The sequence below is a fragment of the Spirillospora sp. CA-294931 genome, assembly GCF_050946795.1.
GTDB lineage: Bacteria > Actinomycetota > Actinomycetes > Streptosporangiales > Streptosporangiaceae > Spirillospora.
Genome location: NZ_CP192006.1, coordinates 5216972 through 5237251 on the forward strand (window position 1 = coordinate 5216972; position 20280 = coordinate 5237251).

Consider the following 20280-nt stretch of genomic DNA (forward strand, 5'->3'; position numbering starts at 1 on the left):
ACGATTTTGATTCGAACGGTTCCCCCATTGGCCCTTCGGGCGCAACCATGGCCGTGTGGCAGTCAACGGGAGTGGCCTGACTTCCAACGCCGGTCGCATCGCCGACCGGATCAGCGCCTGGCCCGGCGTGACCAGGGCCAGGGCCGACTGTGGCGTAGGCGTCGCGCTGGTCTCGGGCGGGCGGCAGATCATGCACCTGCACGGGGACGACGAGGCCGAGCTGAGGCTCACCCGCGCGGTGGTCGACCGGCTCGGCTGCACGCTGGCCGAGTGCGAGCGGGTGGAGATCCGTCCCGGCGGTGAGTGGATCACCGTGCGGCTCGACACCGACTCCGACGTCGCGCTGGTGGTGTCGCTGGCGAGCGTGGCCATCAAGGCCACCGCGACCGACCAGGGCCCGGCGCCGTGCGGCGTGGGGGCCCGGCGGACGGGAACGCTCCGCGGGCTCGCGTCCTCGGTCACCGGCCAGTAGGCGCGGGCAGCTCGCCCGAGCCGCGCACGACCAGGCGGGTCGGCAGCAGGACGCGCTCGGGCGGTCCCTGGTCTCCCGCGATGCGCTTCTGGAGCAGCTCGGCGCCCCGGCGGCCCATCTCGGCGGGCTCGTGCGCCACGACGGTCATCGGCGTCGACAGCAGGTCGGCCAGCTCGAAGTCGTCGAACCCGACCAGCGCGACCGGCGCCCCGGCCGAGCGGATCGCCCGCAGCGCCCCGGCCGCCAGCAGGTTGTTGCCCGCGAACACGGCCGTCGGCGGATCGGCCAGCGCCAGCAGCCCGGTCACGGCGCGCTCGGCGCCGGGCACGTCGTGCAGTCCGGTCCGGACGAGCGCCGAGTCGGCGGCCAGGCCACGGGCCGCCAGCGCCTCCAGATAGCCCCGGCAGCGCTCGCGCGCGGTGTAGATCTCCGGCAGATCGATCAGGCAGGCGATCCGGCGGTGGCCGTGGCGGGCCAGGTGCGCGACGGCGTCGCGCGCGCCGCCCGCGTCGTCGATCAGCACCGTGTCGACGTCGAGCCCGCCCGGACGGTCGAGGAACACCACCGCCGTGCCCAGCGCGAGCTCGGTGGCCAGATGGGCGTGGCCCGCCCCCGACGGGACGATCAGCAGCCCGTCGACCCGCCGTTCGCACAGCGACCCGACCAGCAGCCGCTCCCGCTCGGGGTCCTCGTCGGAGCTGCCCGAGATCACCAGCCGGCCGCCGGCACGGGCGACGTCCTCGACGCCCCGCGCGATCTGCGAGTAGAACGGGTTGGCCACGTCCTTGATCACCAGGCCGATGCTGCCGGTGCGGCCGCCGCCGCGCAGCCCCCGGGCCAGGTCGTTGCGCTGGAAACCGAGCCGCGCTATCGCGTCGCGGACGGCCGCCGCCGTCTCCGGCCGCACCCCGGCCTCGTCGTTGACCACGCGCGACACCGTCTTCAGGCTGACGCCCGCCACGGCCGCGACCTCGCGCATCGTCGGCCGCGTCATCCCCCGCTCGCTCATGACAACGATGTCATCATGACCGGACGGGGCGCGGTCCGGCCGGATCCGGCCATTGACGATCTCGCATACGGAGATCACGATCGGAGTGCCCTGACAACGTTGTCATGCGTCGCGCGTCCCCCCGAGGAGACTTCATGTCCAGACGCCGGCTCGCGAGCGGCCTCGCCCTGGTCCTGCTTCCCCTGGCGCCCGTCACCGTCACGGCGGCCCGGGCGGCCCCGGATCTCACCTCCTACGTCAACCCGTTCGTCGGCACCAAGGACGGCGGGCCCGACTTCGGCCACGGCGGCGGAGCCGGGATGAACTTCCCGGGCGCCGCCGCGCCGTTCGGGATGATGCAGTGGAGCCCCGACACCGTCCGCACCTCCGGGGGCGGCTACAAGTACGAGGACAACCGGCTCCGGGGGTTCTCGCTCACCCACATCTCGGGACCCGGCTGCACGGGCGCCCAGGACTTCCCCGTCATCCCGGTCTCCGGGACGATCGGCCGCTCCCCCGCCACCAACGGTTCCGACTACGTCCAGACCTTCAAGCACGAGAACGAGCAGGCCGCCCCCGGGTACTACGGCGTCACCGCCGACTCGGGCGTGAAGACCGAGCTCACCGCGTCCACCCGGGCAGGGGTCGGACGGTTCACCTTCCCGACCGGCAAGCCGGGCACGCTGCTGCTGAACGTCACCGGCTCGATCAACGGCGTGGACGACGCCGAGGCGACCGTCAGCGGCAACACCGTCTACGGCTGGGCCAAGACCGGCGGGTTCTGCGGCACCAAGAACCGCTACTACGTCTACTTCCACGCCACCTTCGACCGTCCGGTGAAGGCGTTCGGCACCTGGAAGAACGATTCGGTGCGACCCGGTGAGTCGCGCGCCCGCGGAACCGCCCCCGCCAAGGTGCCGCAGACGCCCCAGAAGACCACCGGACGGCTCAACAACGCCCCGGGCGGAAAGCCGGTCGACTCCACCAAGCGGACGTTCTCCGGCGACGTCAACGTCAAGGGGCCCGGCTCGGGCGTCTACCTCCAGTTCGACTCCGACCGGCCGGTGCAGATGCACACCGGCCTGTCGTACGTGAGCATGGACGGCGCCAAGCGCAACCTGAAGTCCGAGATCGGGAGGAAGGACTTCGAGAAGGTCCGGTCGAAGACCCGGGACGCCTGGCAGCGCCGCCTGGAGCAGATCAAGGTCGAGGGCGGCTCCCCCGATCGCCTGCGCACCTTCTACACCGCGCTCTACCACGCCTTCCTCCAGCCGTACGTGTTCGACGACGTCGACGGCACCTACACCGGCTTCGACTACCGCACCCACAAGGTCCGCGAGGGCCATCACCACTACGCGACGTTCTCGGGCTGGGACATCTACCGCAGCGAGATCCAGCTCCTGGCCTTCCTGGCACCCGACGTGGCCAGCGACATCACCCAGTCGATGTACGACAACGCCCGCTCGATCGGCGACGTCTGGGACCGCTGGTCGCACCAGAACACCATCACCGGCGTGATGAACGGCGACCCGTACCACTCCATGACCGCCAGCGCGTACGCGTTCGGGGCCCGCGACTTCGACGCCAGAGGCTCGCTGGCCTCGATGATCGCCGGTGCCGAGCGGATCGGGCCCAAGGCCGGGTACACCGAGCGGCCCGGCAACGAGCAGTACCTCAAGCTCGGCTACGTGCCCGGCGACCCGGCCACCACCGAGGAGTACAACATCGCCGACTTCGGCATCGCGCAGATGGCCGAGCGGCTCGGCGACCCGGCCACCGCCAGGAAGTTCATGGCCCGCTCGCACGGCTGGCAGAACCTCTACAACCCGCTCAACGGGTGGATCCAGCCGCGCTTCGCCGACGGCTCGTTCCTCAGCCCCTTCGACCCGGCCGACTCCAACTGGTACGTCGAGGGCAACGGCTCCCAGTACCACTGGATGACCTATGCCGACGTCCGCGCCCTGTTCACCGCGATGGGCGGGCGCGACGCGGCCGCAAAGCGGCTGGACGCCTTCTTCGCCAAGCTCAACGCGGGCCCGCACGAGGCGATGGCCTACCTGGGCAACGAGCCCTCGCTCCAGTCGCCGTGGCTGTACGCGTGGGCCGGGCGCCCCTACCGGACGCAGGACGTGGTCAACCGGGCCAGGGACGAGCTGTTCAAGCCGACGCCCGACGGCCTGGTCGGCAACGACGACCTCGGCACGATGTCGGCCTGGTACGTGTGGGCGTCGATGGGCGTCTACCCGGTGATCCCCGGACGCGCCGAGCTGATGGTCAACGGACCGGCGTTCTCCAAGATCGAGGTGCGGCGCTCCTCGGGCCAGAAGGTGACGATCAACGCCCCCGGCGCGGACTCGTCCCCCTACATCCAGTCGCTCAAGGTGAACGGGAAGGACACCTCCAAGGCCTGGCTGCCCGAGTCGTTCGCCACCTCGGGCGGGCGGCTGGACTTCGCGATGGGGACCACCCCCAACACGGCGTTCGGAGCGGCCGAGTCCGACGCCCCGCCCTCGTTCGGCGAGGGCGGCAAGTCGTACCTGTCGGCCGTCGACCCGGGGCTCGTCCCGCTCGAACCCGGCGGGAGCACCACCACGACGCTGCGGGTCCAGTCGCTGGGCGGCGGCGGGTCGGTCGCGTGGAAGGCCAGGCCGCCCGCGGGGATCACGGTCACGCCCTCATCGGGGACGCTGGACGTCCCGGCGGCCGGGCACGCCGACCAGAAGTTCACGGTCTCGGTGGCCGCCGACACCAAGACCGACTTCTACTCGGTCCCCCTGGAGATCACCGGGGTGGGCGACGCGGGCCTGACGCTCAACGTGGCCCGCAAGGGCACGATCGAGTGGTACCACAACAACGTCGGCATCTCCTCGGACGGGAACCCGGGGACGGCCAACTTCGACGGCGGCGGCTGGTCGTACTCGGCCCAGGCGCTCGCCGCCGCCGGGCTCAGCCCGGGCAAACAGGTCGCCTGGAACGGCTTCACCTTCGGCTGGCCCGGCCGCAAACCCGGCCAGATGGACAACGTCCACGCCCAAGGACAGACCGTCGAGCTGCCCAACGCGCCCAAGGCGGGCAGGCTCGCCTTCCTCGGGGCGGCGGGCAACGGGAACGCCCCGTCCAAGGTCACGCTCACCTACACCGACGGCTCGACCCAGGAGAGCGACCTGGCCTTCAGCGACTGGGCCCTCGGCGCCGACGCCTATCCCCCGCAGTTCGGCAACCAGATCATCGCCAAGACCCCCTACCGCAACGGAGGTGACGGGACGCCGCAGAAGCTCAACGTCTACGTCTTCGCCGCGACCCCGATCGAGCTGGCCCCCGGGAAGCAGCTCAGGAGCTTCCGGCTGAACACGCCCTCGCAGGGCGGCTCGCTGCACGTGTTCGCCTGGGCGTTCGCCTAGAAAAGACGGAACGCGCCGTGCCACCGAGGTGGCACGGCGCGTTCCGCTGAGACGCTCTAGAGGGGGAAAACGCCCTCGGCCTGGGGGCCCTTCTGACCCTGCGTGATCTCGAAGCCCACTCGCTGGTTCTCTTCGAGCGAGCGGTAGCCGCTGGTGGTGATCGCCGAGTAGTGGACGAACACGTCGGGGCCGCCGCCGTCAGGCGCGATGAACCCGAAGCCCTTCTCGGAGTTGAACCACTTCACGGTGCCTTCGGCCATGCTCTTTCTTCTCCTTCATGAAGCCTCACCGGCCGCCCCCTTGGCGGGCCGGGGCTGCATGCGGACCTTGTCTCGCATCCGCCGGATCACCCGGAGAAAGCAGAAAACGCCCGCTGTCACGAAACTTCCGCGGGCGCTTCGACTAGCGAACGTACGAGGAAACTACGACTGCAACGTGGACAACACTACCCCATGGATCCCGGGATCACCCAGGACACGCCGATCCTTTTTCCGGCCGCCCGAAAGGGATCGCCTGGTCATTTCGCGCCGGGGCACGACTCGCCCAGATGATCCCTATCGGGAGGTGAAAGACCGGCGAACATCCGCCCATCTCTCGGTGAAAGCGGACCTCGGCGGCCCTAGAGCAGGGGCGCCAGGGCCTCGGCCGCGCGGTGGCAGTCGTGGAAGGTGGTGTAGAGCGGGGCGGGGGCCAGGCGCAGCACGTCGGGCTCGCGGGCGTCGGCGACCACGCCCGCCGTCTCCTCCAGCCTTCTGACCAGGCCGCCGGCGTCCTTGACACGAAGGGAAAGCTGGCTTCCCCGCGCCGACGGATCGGCGGGCGTGATGATCTCCGCCCCGGGGGCCAGGCGGGCGCTCAGGTAGGCCGTGAGGCGTTCGCTCTTGGCCCGCAGGGCGTCCATGCCCACCCGGTCGAAGATCTCCAGGGACGCCAGGACGGGCGCCATGGCCAGGATCGGCGGGTTGGACAGCTGCCAGGCGTCGGCCGAGGCCGGTGGCGAGAACCTCGGGCCCATCCTGAAGCGGGTCGTGGGGTCGGTGCCCCACCATCCGGCCAGCTTGGGGACCGACGGGTCACCGGTGTGGCGCTCGTGGACGAAGCAGCCCGCCACCGCGCCGGGCCCGGAGTTGAGGTACTTGTAGGAGCACCAGGCGGCGAAGTCGACGTCCCAGTCGTGCAGCCGGAGCGGAACGTTCCCGGCGGCGTGGGCGAGGTCCCAGCCGACGACGGCCCCGGCGGCGCGGCCCGCCTTGGTGATCGCGGGCAGGTCCATCAGCTGCCCGGTCAGGTAGTTGACGCCGCCGAGCATGACCAGCGCGACCCGGTGGCCCTCGCGCTCCAGGAGCCCGGCGACGTCCTCGGTGCGCAGGTTCTCCTCGCCGGGACGCGGCTTGAGGCGGACCACGGTGGCGGCCGGGTCGAGGCCGTGGTGGATCGCCTGGCTCTCCACGGCGTAGGAGTCGGATGGGAAGGCCGAGTCCTCGATGACGATCCGCGTCCGGTCGCCCGAGGGGCGGTAGAAGCTGGCCATCATCAGGTGCAGGTTGACCGTCAGCGAGTTCATCGCCACGACCTCGTGCGGCAGCGCGCCGACCAGGCGGGCGGCGGGCTCGCGCAGCAGCTCGTGGTAGGAGATCCACGGACGGGCGGCGCGGGTGTGGCCCTCCACGCCGTGGCGCGCCCAGTCGTCCAGCTCCTCGCGCAGCCGGTCGGCGACCGCGCGCGGCTGGAGGCCCAGGGAGTTGCCCGCGAAGTAGGCGGCCTCCCCGACGGGGGTCGTCGGGACGTGGAACTCCGCGCGCAGCGTGGGCAGCGGGTCGGTCTCGTCCAGGCGCAGGGCCTCGGCTTCGAGGGTCACGGTGCCTCCCCTTCGCCGCGCTCGCCCAGGAGGTCGAGCGCGATGTCGACGATCATGTCCTCCTGGCCGCCGACCATGCCCCGCCGCCCGACCTCGACGAGGATGTCGCGGGTGTCGAGGCCGTAGCGGCGCGCGGCGTCCTCGGCATGGCGCAGGAAGCTGGAGTAGACGCCGGCGTAGCCCAGCGTGAGCGTCTCGCGGTCGACCTGGACGGGCCGGTCCTGCAGGGGCCGGACGATGTCGTCGGCGGCGTCCATCAGCCGGAAGACGTCGCAGGAGTGCTTCCACTCCATCAGGTCGGCCACGGCCACGAACGCCTCCAGCGGGCAGTTGCCCGCCCCGGCGCCCATCCCGGCCAGCGAGGCGTCGACCCGGCGGACGCCGTTCTCGACCGCGACCACCGAGTTGGCCACGCCGAGCCCGAGGTTGTGGTGGGCGTGGATGCCGATCTCGGTGGCGGGGTCGAGCACGTCCCGGTAGGCCCGGACGCGGTCGCGGACGCCGTCCATGGTGAGCCTGCCGCCGGAGTCGGTGACGTAGACGCAGCGCGCGCCGTAGGACTCCATGAGCCGCGCCTGCTCCGCCAGCTCGGCGGGCGGCGCCATGTGCGACATCATCAGGAAGCCGGCCACGTCCATGCCCAGCTCGCGGGCGGTGGCGATGTGCTGGGCGGAGATGTCGGCCTCGGTGCAGTGGGTGGCGATCCGCACCGACCGGACGCCGAGCGCGTGGGCCCGGCGCAGGTCGGCGATCGTGCCGATGCCCGGCAGCAGCAGCGTGGTCAGCGTGGCGCGCTCCACCACCTCGGCCGCGGCGGCGATCCACTCCTCGTCCGGGCAGGCGCCGAAGCCGTAGTTGACGCTCGACCCGGCCAGGCCGTCGCCGTGGGCGACCTCGATGGCGTCCACCCCGGCGGCGTCGAGCGCGGCGGCGATCTCGCGGACCTGGGCGGCGGTGTAGCGGTGCCGGATGGCGTGCATGCCGTCCCGCAGCGTGACGTCCTGGACGTACAGCTCGTGGCTCATCGGGTGGCCAGCCTTTCCGCGACGCGCAGCGCGGCCGAGGTCATGATGTCGAGGTTCCCCGCGTACGCGGGGAGGTAGTGGGCGGCGCCCTCGATCTCCAGGAAGACCGAGACCAGCCGGCCGTCGCCTTCGGGGGCGGGACGCACCTGCACGGGCTGCTTGAGCCGGTAGCCGGGCACGTAGGCGGCGACCTCGGCGACCATCTTCTCCACCGAGAGCCGCACCTCCTCCTCGTCGCAGTCGTCCACGACGCAGTAGACGGTGTCGCGCATGATCAGCGGCGGCTCGGCGGGGTTCAGCACGATGATGGCCTTGCCCCGGGCGGCGCCGCCGACCACCTCCAGGGCCCTGGCCGTGGTCTCGGTGAACTCGTCGATGTTGGCGCGGGTGCCGGGCCCGGCGGAGCGGGACGCGATCGAGGCGACGATCTCGGCGTAACTCACCGGCGCCACCCGGGAGACCGCGGCGACGATCGGGACGGTGGCCTGCCCGCCGCACGTGACCATGTTGAGGTTGGGCGCGTCCAGGTGCTCGTCCAGGTTGACCGGCGGGACGACGTAGGGGCCGAGGGCGGCGGGCGTGAGGTCGACCAGCCGCTTGCCGTAGGGCGCGAGCGCCTCGGCGTTGCGGGCGTGGGCGCCCGCCGAGGTCGCGTCCAGCACGATCGCGACCTCGTCGAAGCAGTCCAGGGCGATCAGGCCCTCGACGCCCTCGTGGGTGGTGGCGACACCCAGGCGCCCGGCCCGCGCGAGTCCGTCGGACTCGGGGTCGATGCCCGCCATCGCCGCGACCTCCAGGGTCGCCGACAGCCGCTTCACCTTGACCAGCAGATCGGTGCCGATGTTGCCCGAGCCGATGATCGCGATCTTGGTTCCGGTCACTGTTCCTCCAATGCGAAGAACCTGCGGGCGTTCCCGCCCAGCAGCGCCGCGCGGTCGGCGTCGGTGAGGCCGTCGCAGGCGCGGATGGTCGCGCCGGGATCGAGCTCCCCGAGGGGGAAGGGGAAGTCGGTGCCGAGCATGACCCGTTCGGTGCCCATGACGTCCAGGAGGAGGCGCAGGGCGCGGGGGTCGAAGACGGCCGAGTCGACGTGGAATCGGTCGGTGTAGGCCGAGGGCGGCATCGGGGAGTCCTTGCGGACGATGTCGCGGTTGCGCCACGCGTTGTCGGCGCGGCCCAGGAGGTAGGCGAAGCTGCCCCCGCCGTGGCAGAAGCACAGGTTGAGCGAGCGCGGCAGCCGCTCGAACCCGCCGGACAGGATCAGCGACAGGATCGACAGCTGCGTCTCGGCGGCCATGCCAACCAGCCAGGGCAGCATGTAGCGGCCCTCCATGCGGTCGCCGCCGAGCATGTCCCAGGGGTGGACGAGCACCGGGATCCCCTCGTCCGCGCAGTGGGCCAGGAAGTCGACGATCGCGGCGTCGTCGGGGTAGCGGACGCCCACGTGGTTGCCGATGTGGACGCCCCGGTGCCCGGCCGCCCTCGCCTTGGTGGCCGTCGCGGCGGCCAGCGCGGTGTCCTGGAGCGGCACCTGGCACAGCGGGACCAGGCGGTCAGGCGCCTGCGCGCAGTACTCCAGGATGCGCTGGTTGACCAGCTCGCACCATTCGGCGGCGCGGGCGGGCTCGGCGTCGTAGCCGAACATCAGCGGGGTGGAGGAGACCACCTGGACGTCCACGCTGGAACGATCCATCGCGGCGACCCGCGCCTCTGCGTCCCACAGCTCGGCGCGGACCGGGCGGTACTCGGCGTCCCCGGCCATCATCGCGCCGGTGCCGTCGCCGTTCTCGCGCAGCCAGGGCTCGCCCGCGCCCGCCAGGATCCGGCTCTCGGCGCGCGAGATCCTCGGGAACACGTGGGCGTGCACGTCGATGACGCTCACTGCACCTCCGTCGTCAGGCCCCGCCCACGGCCGCGCCCGGCGCGGCCATGGGCGACGGGTTCGGTCAGGACCGCGTCTCGGTCTTGGGGCGCAGTTCCTCGGGCCACTGCTTGCCCGGGTGGACGGCGCCGCAGTTCGGGCACTTGCGGTCGCCGTCGTAGAAGCCCTGGAACACCGGCGGCAGGTCGTCCACGATCGACCGCACCTGGAGCTCGGCGCGGTGGACCAGGTGGTGGCACTCGGTGCAGTACCACTCGAACGCCTCCTGGAGGCCCTCGGGACGGCTCACCTCGACCACCAGGCCGATGCTGCCCTCCTCGGGCCGCTGCGGCGAGTGCCGGACGTGCGGGGGCAGCAGGAACACGTCGCCCTCGTTGATCTGCACGTCGACCGGCGGCTTGCCCTCCTCCTCCATGACGCGCAGCACCATGTTGCCCTTGAGCTGGTAGAAGTACTCCTCGGTCGGGTCGTCGTGGAAGTCGGTGCGCTGGTTGGGGCCGCCGACCACCATGACGATCAGGTTGGCCTCCTTCCAGACCTGGACGTTGCCCACCGGCGGTTTGAGCAGGTGCCGGTGCTCGTCGATCCAGCGCTGGAAGTTGAACGGCTGACCGTAGGACAGCTTCGGCAGGGTCATGCTCGCTCCTCGGAAGAGACGGGGATGTGGGCCACACACGAGATCTCGATGAGCAGGTGCGGGTGCGGCAGCTGGTGCACGGCGACGGTCGTGCGCGCCGGGCCGGTCTCGTCGAAGAACTCGCCGTAGACCTCGTTGTAGCCGCCGAAGTCGTTCATGTTCACCAGGTACGTCGTCACGTTGACCAGGTCGGACAGGTCGCCCCCGGCCGCGCGCAACAGATCGCGGACGTTCTCGATCACGGCCCGGGTCTGGGCGCGGATGTCGAGGTCGGTCACGCCCATCGGGTCGGCGCTCGCGCCCACGAACGTGCCGTCGGGGCGCCGCGAGCTCGTCCCGGACACGAACACCAGGTCGCCCGCACGCTTGAGGTGCGGGAACCGGCCTCGCGGCTTGGCCTTGCCGCCGACCATCATGGCGTCGCCGTGGCTCATCGCGCCGTCACCTCCACGCTGCCCAGCCCGGAGCCGATGACGCGGACGTGCGCCCCCTTGGGCAGGGGCACGGCCGCCGTCGCGGCCCCGGCGAGCACGATCCACCCCGGCTGGAGCGTGATCCCCGCCTCGGCCGCGAGCCGGGCGGCGGCGCGCAGCGACCGCCTCGGGTCGCCGAGGATCGCCGCCGACGAGCCCGTCTGGACGACCCGTCCGTCGATCTCCATCACCAGGCCGAGGTTGGCCAGGTCGCGCGGCGCGCTCCAGGCGCCGACGCCGAACGCGGCGGCCGAGGCGTTGTCGGCGATCACGTCGGGCAGCGCGAACTTGAAGTTCTCGTAGCGCGAGTCGAGCACCTCGAAACCCACCGCGACGCCCGCGACGGCCGCGTCGACATCGGCCACCGACCGCACCTCGCGTCCGATGAGGAAGGCGATCTCGGGCTCGACCCGGGGGTGGATCAGCCGGTCGGTGTCCACCTCGGACTCCACCAGCATCGCATCGGTGAGCAGGCCCCAGATGACGTCGTCCACGCCCATCTGGAGCATCTTGGCGCGGCTGGTGAAGCCCATCTTCACGCCGGCCATCCGCTCGCCGCGCCCGCGCCGCCGCTCGATCACCGCGCGCTGCACCTCGTACGCCGTGGCGACGTCGAGCGGGGCCGCGTCGCTCAGCCTGCCGATGGGACGCGCGTTCCGGGCGGCCTCGTCGAGCCGCTCGGCCAGTTCGGTCACTCGGGCGCTCATGACCCCTCCTTGGCGAACGCGACGCGGACGTCGCCCAGCCCCTCGACGCGGGCCTCCAGCACGTCCCCGGGCACCGCCGCGACCATCGGGCCGAGCGCCCCGGTCAGCACGGTGTCGCCCGCGCGCAGCGGGCGGCCGACCCGCACCAGCGTGTCGGCCAGCCACAGGGCCGCGTTCAGCGGGTGGCCCAGGCAGGCGGCGCCGGTGCCGGTGGAGACCTGCTCGCCGCGCCGCTCCAGCACCATGCCGCACAGCCGCAGGTCGGCGTCCTCCAGCCGGACCGGGCGGTTCCCCAGCACGTACATGCCGCTGGAGGCGTTGTCGGCCACCGTGTCGGCGAGCGAGATGTCCCAGTCGCGGATCCGGCTGCCGACGACCTCGATGGCGGGCAGCGCGAACGCCGTCGCCCGGATCAGGTCGGCCGCGGTGTGCCGCTCGTGGAGCAGGTCGCGCTCCAGGACCAGCGCCACCTCGGCCTCGGCCTTGGCCTGCAGGACGGCCCCGGCGGGGATCTCGGCGCCGTCGGGCACGGCCATGTCGGCGAACAGCATCCCGAAGTCGGGGCTGCCGACGCCGAGCTGGCGCTGCACGGCCGCCGAGGTCAGCCCGATCTTGCGTCCGGTGAGGCGGCGTCCCTGCCGCTCCCAGTGGTCGGTGACGCGGTCCTGGACCGCGTACGCCTGTTCGGGACCCTCGATGAGGTCGCGAACGGGCTCGCACGGCACGCCGGAGGCGTACGCGCCGAGGATCCGCTCGGCCGCCGCGTGAACTGGCTCAAACACAAGGCTCGCTTTCGCAGGTCGCTAGATCTGGACGCAGACGTTCACGGGCTCGGAGAAGAAGTCGAGGGAGTGCTCCCCGCCTTCGCGGCCGATGCCCGACGCCTTCACGCCGCCGAACGGGGTGCGCAGGTCGCGCAGGTTCCAGCAGTTCACCCAGACGATCCCGGCCTCGACGCGCGGGGCGACCCGGTGCGCCACCGACAGGTCGCGCGTCCAGACGGTGGCGGCCAGCCCGTACGGGCTGTCGTTGGCCAGGCGGACGGCCTCGTCCTCGGTGTCGAACGGCGCGACATGGCAGACCGGGCCGAAGATCTCCTCGCGCACGGCGCGGGAGGTCTCGGGCAGCCCGGTGAGCACGGTCGGCTGCACGTGGAAGCCGCCGTCGCGGCGGTCGCCGAAGGCCGGCACGCCTCCCCCGGCCACGACCGTGGCGCCCTCGTCGCGGGCCAGCCGGTAGTACGACAGGACCTTGTCGCGGTGCTCCGCCGAGATCATCGGCCCGTACCCCTCCAGGGCGCGGGCGCGCTCGCCGAGCGCGGCCACGAACGCCTCGAAGACCGGGCGCTGGACGTAGACGCGCTCGGTGCACAGGCAGATCTGGCCGGAGTGGGTGAACGACGAGCGGACGGTGCCCTCGACGGCGGCGTCGAAGTCGGCGTCGGCGAAGACCAGGGCCGGGTTCTTTCCGCCCAGCTCGAAGGAGACCGGGGTGACGTGGTCGGCGGCCTTGCGCATGATCGCGGCCCCGGTCGCCGACTCCCCGGTGAAGGCGATGGCGTCCACGCCGGGGTTGCCGGTGAGGAACTCGCCCGCCGCGCCCGCGCCGTGGCCGTGCACGAGGTTGAAGGCGCCCGGCGGCAGGCCCGACTCGTGGATCACCGAGGCCAGCAGGGTGGCGCTGGACGGCGTCTCCTCCGACGGCTTGGCGACCACCGCGTTGCCCGCGGCCAGCGCGGGCGCCACCTTCCAGGTGAGCAGCAGCAGCGGGAGGTTCCACGGGGAGATGATCGCGACGACGCCGAGCGGGCGCCTGACGGTGTAGTTGAGGGCGTTGCCGGAACCGCTCCACCCGGGGACGACGGTGTTGTACGCCTGCTCGGCGCGCCCGTACAGGAGGTCGGCGTAGGCCCGGAAGTTGCCGATCGCCCTCGGGACGTCGACCGTGGCGGCCAGCTCGCGCGGCTTGCCGGTGTCGGCGGTCTCGGCGTCGACGAACTCCTCGAACCGCGCCTCGATGCCGTCGGCGATCCGGCGCAGCGCGGCGGAGCGCTCCTGCGGGCTCGCGGCGCCCCAGGGGCCCGCCATCGCCCCGCGCGCGGCCGTGACGGCCTCGTCCACCACCTCGCGGGTGGCCTCGGGGGCGGTCCCGGCCTCGGTGCCGTCCACCGGGTCGATGATCGGGAAGGGCTCGCCGTCCGCGCGGAACGCGCCGCCGACATAGTGCTCGACCTTCATGACGCCTCCTCGTGGCGCGCCCTCTTCGCGGAGGGACGGCCCCCCGCACCCCCGGCAACAGCCGCGATCATTCCTTCGCTTCGCTCAGTCATGACGCCCCGTCTCGCGGATGAGGGTGAGCAGGGCCCGGCTGACCGGCGCCTCGGGATCGGCCAGGTCCAGGACGACGTCGAAATGGTCGCGGTCCTCGACCACCATCAACTCCCCCCTACCCCAATGCCGGTGGAATCTTCGGGACTGCTCCAGGAAGCCGTCGCCGTCGCCGGCGGCCACGGCGAAGACCGCCGGGCAGCGCCGTCCGTCGCCGGCCAGTTCGGGGCTGAGGGCCGCCGCGCGCTCCTCGTCCAGGCCGAGCCACTGGTTGACGTAGACGCGCACCAGCGGGCGGATGTCGTACAGGCCGCTGAACGGCATGCCCGCCTTCACCACGTCGTCGGGGAGGCCGAGCTCCTTCTGCCAGCCGCCGACCATGGTCATCGCGGCCAGATGGCCTCCGGCCGAGCTCCCGCCCACCACGATGCGTTCCGGATCGAGCCCGTGCTCGGGCCCGTGCCGGTGCACCCACGCGATGACCGAGCGCACCTGGCGGACGATCTCCTCCAGCGTCGCCCCGGGTGCGAGCGTGTAGTCGGGGACCACGGTGGCGACCCCGGCGTCGTGCAGCATCCGGGCCATGAACGCCGACTCGGCCCGCGACAGTGCCGCCCAGTAGCCGCCGTGGAAGTAGACGAACACCGGCCTTGCCTCGCCGGGGCCCCAGAGGTCGAGCCGCTCCCCGCTGACCTCGTCGTAGACGATGCCCGGGGTGCCGGGCAGGCCGTCCACGGCGCCGTCGGACATCTCCCGATAGCGGAGCATGTGCCGCGCGAACAGCTCCTCGCCCGCCTTGCGCCGGACGTTGTAGGCGAGGTCGAGCCGCTCGTCATCCATGCGGCCAGCCTCGCGCCCCGAGCCATGCCGATCAAATACCGGTACGACCCGGCGCTATAACGAACCGGCCATGTCAGCGGGCGGCGCCCCAGTCGGGCTCGGCCGACTCGCGGACGCCGCCGTCGGCGCCGAAGACCAGGTAGCGGTCGAAGTCGGCGGCGAACCAGCGGTCGTGGGTCACGGCCAGCACCGTCCCGGCGAAGCCTTCGAGCCCGCGCTGGAGCGCCTCGGCGCTGGCCAGGTCGAGGTTGTCGGTCGGCTCGTCGAGCAGCAGCAGCGTGGCGCCCGACAGCTCCAGCAGCAGGATCTGGAGGCGGGCCTGCTGGCCGCCCGAGAGCGTCCCGAAGGGGCGGGCACCGGCCGGGGCGAGCTCGTAGCGCGCGAGCGCGGCCATGGCCTCGTTGCGCGTCAAGGCGTGGTCGGCCATCACGATGTCGGCCAGGGCCCGGCCGTCCAGGTCGGGACGCGCGTGCGTCTGGACGAAGAGGCCGGGCCGGACGCGCGCCCCGAGCCGGAAAGAGCCCTCGTAGGGGATCGCGCCCGGCCGGTGGGGCGCCAGGAGGCGCAGGAAGGACGACTTCCCCGAGCCGTTGGGCCCGAGGACCGCCACGCGCTCGCCGAACCAGATCTCGGTGTCGAAGGGACGCACCAGACCCGGGAGCCCGAGGCCCTCGCAGGTGACCGCGCGCTTGCCCGTCCGGCCGCCGCGCAGACGGATCCGGACGTTCTGCTCCTTGGGGGCGGCGCGCGGCGGACCCGCCCGCTCGAAGCGCTCCAGGCGCGTCTTGGCGGCCTGATACGGGGACGCCAGCGCGTCGTTGTTGGTCGCGCGCTGGCGGAGGGTGTGCACGAGCTGCCTGAGCCGGGTGTGCTCCTCGTCCCAGCGGCGGCGCAGCTCGTGCAGGCGGTCGGTGCGGTCGCGGCGGGCCTGGGCGTATCCCGCGAAGCCGCCGCCGTGCACCCAGACGTCGCCCGACTCGACGGTCACGATCTTGTCGGCCGTGTCGGCGAGGAGCTGCCGGTCGTGGGAGACCAGCAGCACGGTCTTGGCCGTGGCGCGCAGGCGCTCAGCCAGCCACTGCTTGCCGGGGACGTCAAGGTAGTTGTCGGGCTCGTCCAGCAGGAGGACCTCGTCCGGGCCGCGCAGCAGGGCCTCGAGCACCAGGCGCTTCTGCTCCCCGCCCGAGAGCGTCCCGGTCGGCCGGTCCTTCACCTGGTCGTAGGTGAGGCCGAGCGCGGCGGTCGCGCAGGTGTCCCAGACGACCTCCAGGTCGTAGCCGCCCGCGTCGGTGAAGTCGGTGAGGGCTCGCGCGTAGGCCAGCTGCGACTTCTCGGTGTCGGCCAGCGCCCGCTCGGCCCGGGCGAGCGCGTCCGCGGCGCGCCGGACCCGTTCGGGCGCCACCGACAGCAGCAGGGCGTGGACGGTGGCGGCGTCGATGAACTGGTGCATCACGCCCAGCCCGCCCGAGTGCGTCACCGCGCCGTCCGCCGGGCGCAGGGCCCCGGCGATCAGGCGCAGGAGCGTGGTCTTCCCCGCGCCGTTGGGGCCCACCAGCGCGGCCTTGGCGCCCTCTCCGACACGGAACGAGACGTCGTGGAGAAGGAGGCGCCCGTCCGGGAGGGCGTGGCTCAGGCGGCTGACCTCGATGTGTCCCACACATGCTCCTCGATCACTGTTCGATCGACCGGATCATTGATCCAGTCCTGGCTCAATGTACTAGAGTCGGCTCCCATGACCGAGAGCGTGTGGCTGCGGCCGAAACGGGGGCGCGGCGCCCCGCCCCTGAGCCGCGAGCGGATCGTCGAGGAGGCCGTGGCCCTGCTCGACCAGGAAGGACCCGAGCGGCTGACCATGCGGCGGCTCGCCGAGCGGCTCGGCACCGGCTCCACGACCCTGTACTGGCACGTCAAGACCAAGGACGACGTCGTCGACCTCGCGCTGGACGCGATCTTCGGTGAGGTCAGGGTGCCCGCGCGCGGGGTGAACTGGCGCGCCGACGTCGCCGCCCTGATCGAGGGGTGGCGGGCCGCGATGCTGCGCCACCCGTGGTCGGCCGCGCTGCTCGGCCGCCCCCTGCTGGGGCCGAACGTGCTCGCGCGGACCGAGTTCCTGCACGCCACGCTGGTCGGCGCGGGGCTCAGGGGCCCGCAACTGGTGGCCGCCGCCTACGGGCTGTCGAACTACGTCATCGGGTCGGCGCTGATGCAGGTCGCGTCATCGACCGAGGCCGCGGTGCGCGAGGCGGCCGACGAGCATCTGCGCCTGAACGCGTCCCTGTACCCCAGCCTCGCCGCCCACGGTCATCTCAGCGGCCACGACTGGGACGCCGCGTTCGCCCAGGGCCTGACCTACCTGCTGGACGGCATCGCGCCCCACGCGGGCCGTCAGCCGTTGAGGTAGCCGTTCAGATAGGCGAGCACGGCCAGGACGCGCCGGTGGCCGCCGTCGGCGGGCGGCAGGCCCAGCTTGGTGAAGACGCCGCCGATGTGCTTGCTGACCGAGCGCTCGGTGATCACCAGCGAGGCGGCGATGGTGGCGTTGTCCAGGCCCTGCGCCATCAGCGCGAGCACCTCGCGCTCGCGCGGCGTCAGCGCCTGCAGCGGGTCGTGGCGCGAGGTCATCAGCTGCGAGACCACCTCGGGGTCGAGCGCCGTGCCGCCCGCGGCCACGCGCCGCAGGGCGTCCAGGAACTCCCCGACCCGCGAGACCCGGTCCTTGAGCAGATAGCCGACTCCCCCGGCGCCGCCCGCGAGCAGCTCGGCGGCGTAGGTCTCCTCGACGTACTGCGAGAGCACCAGGATCGGCAGGCCCGGCAGCGCCTCGCGCGCCGCGATCGCCGCGCGCAGGCCCTCGTCGCGGAACCCGGGCGGGAGCCGGACGTCCAGCACGGCCACGTCGGGCCGGTGCTCCAGCAGCGCGGGCAGCACCTCGGGCCCCGAACCGGCCACCGCCGCCACCTCGTGCCCGTCGCCGGTCAGCAGCAGCACCAGGCCCTCGCGCAGCAGGACGTTGTCCTCGGCGATCACGATCCGCACGGAAGCTCCACCTCGAGCGTCGTCCCTTCCCCGTCGGGGCTGTCGATGCGGGTGGTGCCGTCCAGCGCCGCGACCCGGCGGCGGATGCCCGCCAGTCCGCTGCCCCGGCTCGGATCGGCCCCGCCCTTCCCATCGTCGCGCACCATGATCCGCAACCGCTCGCCCGCCCGCCGCACCGACACCCGCGCCCGTGACGCGCCGCTGTGCCTGGCGACGTTGGTGAGGGCCTCGGCGACCACGAAGTAGGCGGCGGCCTCGATCGCGGCGGGGGCGCGGCGCCCGCCGTCCTCGATCTCCACCTCGATCGGCAGCGGCGGCGCCGCCGCCAGCGCGCGGATCGCGCCGGGCAGCCCGCGGTCGGACAGGATCGGCGGGTAGATGCCCCGGACACCGTGCGCAGCTGGGTCAGCGCCTCCTCGATGCCGTCGCGGGCGTCCAGGAACAGGCGCCGCGCGGCCTCGGGATCGTCCGCGAAGCGCCGGTCGGCCAGCCCGAGCCGGAGCGCGACCGAGACCAGCTGCGCCTGGGTGCCGTCGTGCAGGTCGCGCTCGATGCGGCGCAGCTCGGCCCCGTGCGCCTCGAGCGCCTCGGCCCGGGTCTCGGTCAGCACCTCGACCCGCTCGGTCAGGCTGCTGCGCCGCGTGGGGCGCAGCAGGAACTCCGCGAGCCTGGCCTGCCAGCGCGGGATCCGCGGCACGACCAGCCAGAGCACGAGAACGTTCAGGCCCGCCTGGAGGAACGGCATCGTCAGGGCCTTGGGCCAGCCGTCGATCACGATGAAGGCCGAGACCGAGCCCTCCGGCGCCGCCCACCACCACAGGGGCTGCGACAGCGTGAAGACGGTCGACGGCCACAGTCCCACCGCCAGGACGGCGGCGATCACGCCGGTGGTGCCGTGCGCGATCGTCCAGACCGCGTCGCGCCACGTGGACGCCGAGCGGAACACCCGCAGCGCCTGCGCGAAGGACGACCCGTGCGCGGGCGGGTAGGGGGCGGGGATCTCGCGGCCGAGCACCCGGCCCGCGCGGCGACGCTCACAGTCGGCGAGCGCGCGCATGGGCCGCACGGCCTCGGGCAGCCACGGCAGGGCCACCAGGATGACCGACAGGATCACCACGCCCACCACGACCGGGTACGCCACGAAGGCGGGCAGCGCGGTGCGCAGGTTCCCCACCACCTGGAACGTGGCGTCCCGGCTCCGGACGATCGCCCGTCTCATGGCCCTCACCCCGGCCACGGTATTGGGTCGTTCCGGCGCGCGCAGTGACCTGTCCCCCCGGATCACGGTGTAGCGGGCTACACCCCCAATTCGCCCCCTCCCGCTGCGCCCGGGCAGGCGGGAAGCCGACCCGGCCGGCGACCGGCATACTGATCACCGCGGTCACCCTCCTCGCCTTCGCCAGCGCCGTCACCGGGCTCCCGCTGCGCACGATCTCACCCGTCCTGAGCGCGGCGACCCTGCTCCCGGCCCGCGCCGTGGTCCGCCGGAACCCCCGAGGACAAGGAACTCCCTGATGAAAGCTCTGCTGAAAGCCCTGTACTTGCCCCTGTTCTTCGCGCTGCTGATCGCCGAGGTCGTCGTCGGCGTCATCGACCCGGGTGGCGCCGCCCAGATCGTCCTCAGCGTCCTCGTCGGACTGCTGATCCTCGCATTCCTCGTCGAGACCATCCGCGCCCTCCGCCGGGGCCGTTAACATCTCCGGAGTGCCATGATCGGTGTTGGCATGATCTGTACGGAATGGCGCGACATGGATGACCTCGAACTCCGGCACGGGCTGCCGGACGACCTGCCACAGCTGTTCGCCGAACCCACCGCGGGGCGGGCGCTGTCGGTCGGGCTGCCCGCCGGAGACGTGGTCTGGCCCGACCCCGGGTACCGCCAGAACCGGCTCACGACGCGTCCCGCCTTCTGGTTGACCGACGACCCGGTGCCGCCCGACCTGTGGCCCCGATTGCGGGCCGAGCACCCCGGGTCGGGGCTGTGGCCCCTGCTGATGGACGAGTCCGACCAGCCGTGGGCCGCAGGGCAGATCGCGCCCGAGCCGCTGGCCGACATCGCCGCCTTCGAGCCCACCGCGTTCATGTACGAGGTGTGGACCGAGTGGGCCGAGCAGGCCGACGACGTCGACCTGGCGAACCTGGCCCCCTTCGGCGAGCACTGCCCCGGCCTCGCCCCCCGGGGAGGCCGGATCGCCGATCCCGACGCCCTGGCCGACGACCACGCGCGTGTCCTGGCCGAGCGCGGCCCGTCCCTCGGGCTGGTCGCCGTGGACCGGGGGGCCGACGCGCTGGCCGCCGTGGGCTGGCAGGGCGCGCTCAACCACAACGAGTGGACCGCGCCCCTGGCCGCCGTCGTGCGCAGTTGGGAGGAGCGCTTCGGCGTCCGGGTGGTCGGCCTGGGCTTCAACACCCTGGAGCTGAGCGTCGCCGCTCCCCCGGTGACCACGCGCCACGCCCTCCACGTCGCCGCCGAGCACTGGGCGTTCTGCCCCGACATCCTGTTCCAGGGGCCGGGCACGCTGGCCGGGTACGCCGAGGAACTGCGCGGGAAGCGGTACTGGTCCTTCTGGTGGGACTGAGGGGTTACGGCACCGTAAGCTACTCCTCAGTAGACTGGCGGTGTACCGCCTCGAC

The 20280-nt window shown here is 72.6% G+C and carries 21 protein-coding genes and 1 pseudogene; 6 read left to right on the plus strand and 16 right to left on the minus strand.

Features of this window, described 5'->3' with window-relative positions; genetic code table 11:
* Positions 1-55: 55 nt before the first annotated feature.
* Entirely contained in the window at positions 56-472 is a 417-nt protein-coding gene (locus ACQPY4_RS23495) for a luciferase family protein (RefSeq protein ID WP_433324045.1), read from the plus strand.
* On the opposite strand, the gene ACQPY4_RS23500 is transcribed toward ACQPY4_RS23495, so the two are convergent.
* Positions 459-1481, minus strand: coding sequence for a LacI family DNA-binding transcriptional regulator (locus ACQPY4_RS23500; RefSeq protein ID WP_433324047.1), 1023 nt, complete (start codon positions 1479-1481; stop codon positions 459-461). The two genes, ACQPY4_RS23495 and ACQPY4_RS23500, sit on opposite strands and share 14 nt — an antisense overlap.
* Positions 1482-1615: 134 nt before the next feature.
* On the opposite strand from ACQPY4_RS23500, the gene ACQPY4_RS23505 reads away from it, so the two are divergent.
* Positions 1616-4861: a GH92 family glycosyl hydrolase gene (locus ACQPY4_RS23505; RefSeq protein ID WP_433324049.1), complete on the plus strand. Its 3246-nt coding sequence runs from the start codon at positions 1616-1618 to the stop codon at positions 4859-4861.
* Positions 4862-4917: 56 nt separating this feature from the next.
* On the opposite strand, the gene ACQPY4_RS23510 is transcribed toward ACQPY4_RS23505, so the two are convergent.
* The 12 genes from ACQPY4_RS23510 to ACQPY4_RS23565 all read right to left on the minus strand — a co-directional run bounded on the left by ACQPY4_RS23510 (position 4918) and on the right by ACQPY4_RS23565 (position 16267).
* Complete coding sequence (locus ACQPY4_RS23510) at positions 4918-5121, minus strand: cold-shock protein (RefSeq protein WP_433324051.1); 204 nt, start codon at positions 5119-5121, stop codon at positions 4918-4920.
* 359 nt (positions 5122-5480) lie between these two features.
* On the minus strand, positions 5481-6719 hold the full coding sequence (gene kynU, locus ACQPY4_RS23515; protein WP_433324053.1) for a kynureninase: 1239 nt from the start codon (positions 6717-6719) through the stop codon (positions 5481-5483).
* Positions 6716-7744, minus strand: a complete 1029-nt coding sequence (gene dmpG / locus ACQPY4_RS23520) for a 4-hydroxy-2-oxovalerate aldolase (protein WP_433324055.1) — start codon at positions 7742-7744, stop codon at positions 6716-6718. The genes kynU and dmpG overlap by 4 nt, the downstream gene beginning before the upstream one ends.
* On the minus strand, positions 7741-8625 hold the full coding sequence (locus tag ACQPY4_RS23525; protein ID WP_433324057.1) for an acetaldehyde dehydrogenase (acetylating): 885 nt from the start codon (positions 8623-8625) through the stop codon (positions 7741-7743). The genes dmpG and ACQPY4_RS23525 overlap by 4 nt, the downstream gene beginning before the upstream one ends.
* A complete protein-coding gene (locus ACQPY4_RS23530; protein ID WP_433324059.1) occupies positions 8622-9626 on the minus strand; it encodes an amidohydrolase family protein in 1005 nt (334 codons plus the stop codon). Before ACQPY4_RS23530 ends, ACQPY4_RS23525 begins: the two co-directional genes overlap by 4 nt.
* Positions 9627-9690: 64 nt before the next feature.
* Entirely contained in the window at positions 9691-10263 is a 573-nt protein-coding gene (locus ACQPY4_RS23535) for a 3-hydroxyanthranilate 3,4-dioxygenase (RefSeq protein ID WP_433324061.1), read from the minus strand.
* Entirely contained in the window at positions 10260-10697 is a 438-nt protein-coding gene (locus ACQPY4_RS23540) for a RidA family protein (RefSeq protein ID WP_433324063.1), read from the minus strand. The genes ACQPY4_RS23535 and ACQPY4_RS23540 overlap by 4 nt, the downstream gene beginning before the upstream one ends.
* Positions 10694-11443, minus strand: a complete 750-nt coding sequence (locus ACQPY4_RS23545; RefSeq protein ID WP_433324065.1) for a 2-keto-4-pentenoate hydratase — start codon at positions 11441-11443, stop codon at positions 10694-10696. The genes ACQPY4_RS23540 and ACQPY4_RS23545 overlap by 4 nt, the downstream gene beginning before the upstream one ends.
* Positions 11440-12225, minus strand: coding sequence for a 2-keto-4-pentenoate hydratase (locus tag ACQPY4_RS23550; protein ID WP_433324067.1), 786 nt, complete (start codon positions 12223-12225; stop codon positions 11440-11442). The genes ACQPY4_RS23545 and ACQPY4_RS23550 overlap by 4 nt, the downstream gene beginning before the upstream one ends.
* 21 nt (positions 12226-12246) lie before the next feature.
* Positions 12247-13680 (minus strand): 2-hydroxymuconic semialdehyde dehydrogenase, encoded by a 1434-nt coding sequence (locus ACQPY4_RS23555; RefSeq protein ID WP_433324069.1) that lies wholly within the window; start codon positions 13678-13680, stop codon positions 12247-12249.
* A gap of 84 nt (positions 13681-13764) precedes the next feature.
* Positions 13765-14610: an alpha/beta hydrolase gene (locus ACQPY4_RS23560; protein WP_433324071.1), complete on the minus strand. Its 846-nt coding sequence runs from the start codon at positions 14608-14610 to the stop codon at positions 13765-13767.
* A gap of 73 nt (positions 14611-14683) precedes the next feature.
* Positions 14684-16267, minus strand: a complete 1584-nt coding sequence (locus ACQPY4_RS23565) for an ABC-F family ATP-binding cassette domain-containing protein (RefSeq protein WP_433324073.1) — start codon at positions 16265-16267, stop codon at positions 14684-14686.
* A 75-nt stretch (positions 16268-16342) separates the two neighbouring features.
* On the opposite strand from ACQPY4_RS23565, the gene ACQPY4_RS23570 reads away from it, so the two are divergent.
* Positions 16343-17011: a TetR/AcrR family transcriptional regulator gene (locus ACQPY4_RS23570; protein ID WP_433324075.1), complete on the plus strand. Its 669-nt coding sequence runs from the start codon at positions 16343-16345 to the stop codon at positions 17009-17011.
* On the opposite strand, the gene ACQPY4_RS23575 is transcribed toward ACQPY4_RS23570, so the two are convergent.
* From ACQPY4_RS23575 to ACQPY4_RS23585, 3 genes and pseudogenes are all read right to left on the minus strand, one after another.
* The gene (locus ACQPY4_RS23575) at positions 16996-17646 is read right to left on the minus strand and encodes a LuxR C-terminal-related transcriptional regulator (protein WP_433324077.1); all 651 of its coding nucleotides are present in this window, start codon (positions 17644-17646) and stop codon (positions 16996-16998) included. The genes ACQPY4_RS23570 and ACQPY4_RS23575 overlap by 16 nt on opposite strands.
* Complete coding sequence (locus ACQPY4_RS23580) at positions 17634-17945, minus strand: sensor histidine kinase (RefSeq protein WP_433324079.1); 312 nt, start codon at positions 17943-17945, stop codon at positions 17634-17636. Before ACQPY4_RS23580 ends, ACQPY4_RS23575 begins: the two co-directional genes overlap by 13 nt.
* Positions 17946-18088: 143 nt before the next feature.
* Positions 18089-18823 (minus strand): annotated as a pseudogene (locus ACQPY4_RS23585) (sensor domain-containing protein); the annotation flags it as partial.
* On the opposite strand from ACQPY4_RS23585, the gene ACQPY4_RS23590 reads away from it, so the two are divergent.
* From ACQPY4_RS23590 to ACQPY4_RS23600, 3 genes are all read left to right on the plus strand, one after another.
* The gene (locus ACQPY4_RS23590; protein ID WP_433324081.1) at positions 18744-18938 is read left to right on the plus strand and encodes a hypothetical protein; all 195 of its coding nucleotides are present in this window, start codon (positions 18744-18746) and stop codon (positions 18936-18938) included. The pseudogene ACQPY4_RS23585 and the gene ACQPY4_RS23590 overlap by 80 nt on opposite strands.
* A gap of 222 nt (positions 18939-19160) precedes the next feature.
* Positions 19161-19340, plus strand: a complete 180-nt coding sequence (locus ACQPY4_RS23595; RefSeq protein WP_433324083.1) for a hypothetical protein — start codon at positions 19161-19163, stop codon at positions 19338-19340.
* A gap of 30 nt (positions 19341-19370) precedes the next feature.
* Complete coding sequence (locus ACQPY4_RS23600; protein WP_433324085.1) at positions 19371-20225, plus strand: DUF4253 domain-containing protein; 855 nt, start codon at positions 19371-19373, stop codon at positions 20223-20225.
* The last annotated feature ends 55 nt before the right edge of the window (positions 20226-20280 follow it).

Excerpts from the sequence above, each read along its gene's own strand:
- ACQPY4_RS23600 (WP_433324085.1), top strand. The coding sequence starts at position 19,371 with ATGATCTGTACGGAATGGCGCGACATGGATGACCTCGAACTCCGGCAC.
- ACQPY4_RS23555 (WP_433324069.1), bottom strand. The coding sequence starts at position 13,680 with ATGAAGGTCGAGCACTATGTCGGCGGCGCGTTCCGCGCGGACGGCGAG.
- ACQPY4_RS23510 (WP_433324051.1), bottom strand. The coding sequence starts at position 5,121 with ATGGCCGAAGGCACCGTGAAGTGGTTCAACTCCGAGAAGGGCTTCGGG.
- ACQPY4_RS23535 (WP_433324061.1), bottom strand. The coding sequence starts at position 10,263 with ATGACCCTGCCGAAGCTGTCCTACGGTCAGCCGTTCAACTTCCAGCGC.
- dmpG (WP_433324055.1), bottom strand. The coding sequence starts at position 7,744 with ATGAGCCACGAGCTGTACGTCCAGGACGTCACGCTGCGGGACGGCATG.
- ACQPY4_RS23560 (WP_433324071.1), bottom strand. The coding sequence starts at position 14,610 with ATGGATGACGAGCGGCTCGACCTCGCCTACAACGTCCGGCGCAAGGCG.
- ACQPY4_RS23500 (WP_433324047.1), bottom strand. The coding sequence starts at position 1,481 with ATGAGCGAGCGGGGGATGACGCGGCCGACGATGCGCGAGGTCGCGGCC.
- ACQPY4_RS23545 (WP_433324065.1), bottom strand. The coding sequence starts at position 11,443 with ATGAGCGCCCGAGTGACCGAACTGGCCGAGCGGCTCGACGAGGCCGCC.
- ACQPY4_RS23595 (WP_433324083.1), top strand. The coding sequence starts at position 19,161 with ATGAAAGCTCTGCTGAAAGCCCTGTACTTGCCCCTGTTCTTCGCGCTG.
- ACQPY4_RS23570 (WP_433324075.1), top strand. The coding sequence starts at position 16,343 with ATGACCGAGAGCGTGTGGCTGCGGCCGAAACGGGGGCGCGGCGCCCCG.
- ACQPY4_RS23590 (WP_433324081.1), top strand. The coding sequence starts at position 18,744 with ATGACCGACAGGATCACCACGCCCACCACGACCGGGTACGCCACGAAG.
- ACQPY4_RS23505 (WP_433324049.1), top strand. The coding sequence starts at position 1,616 with ATGTCCAGACGCCGGCTCGCGAGCGGCCTCGCCCTGGTCCTGCTTCCC.
- ACQPY4_RS23540 (WP_433324063.1), bottom strand. The coding sequence starts at position 10,697 with ATGAGCCACGGCGACGCCATGATGGTCGGCGGCAAGGCCAAGCCGCGA.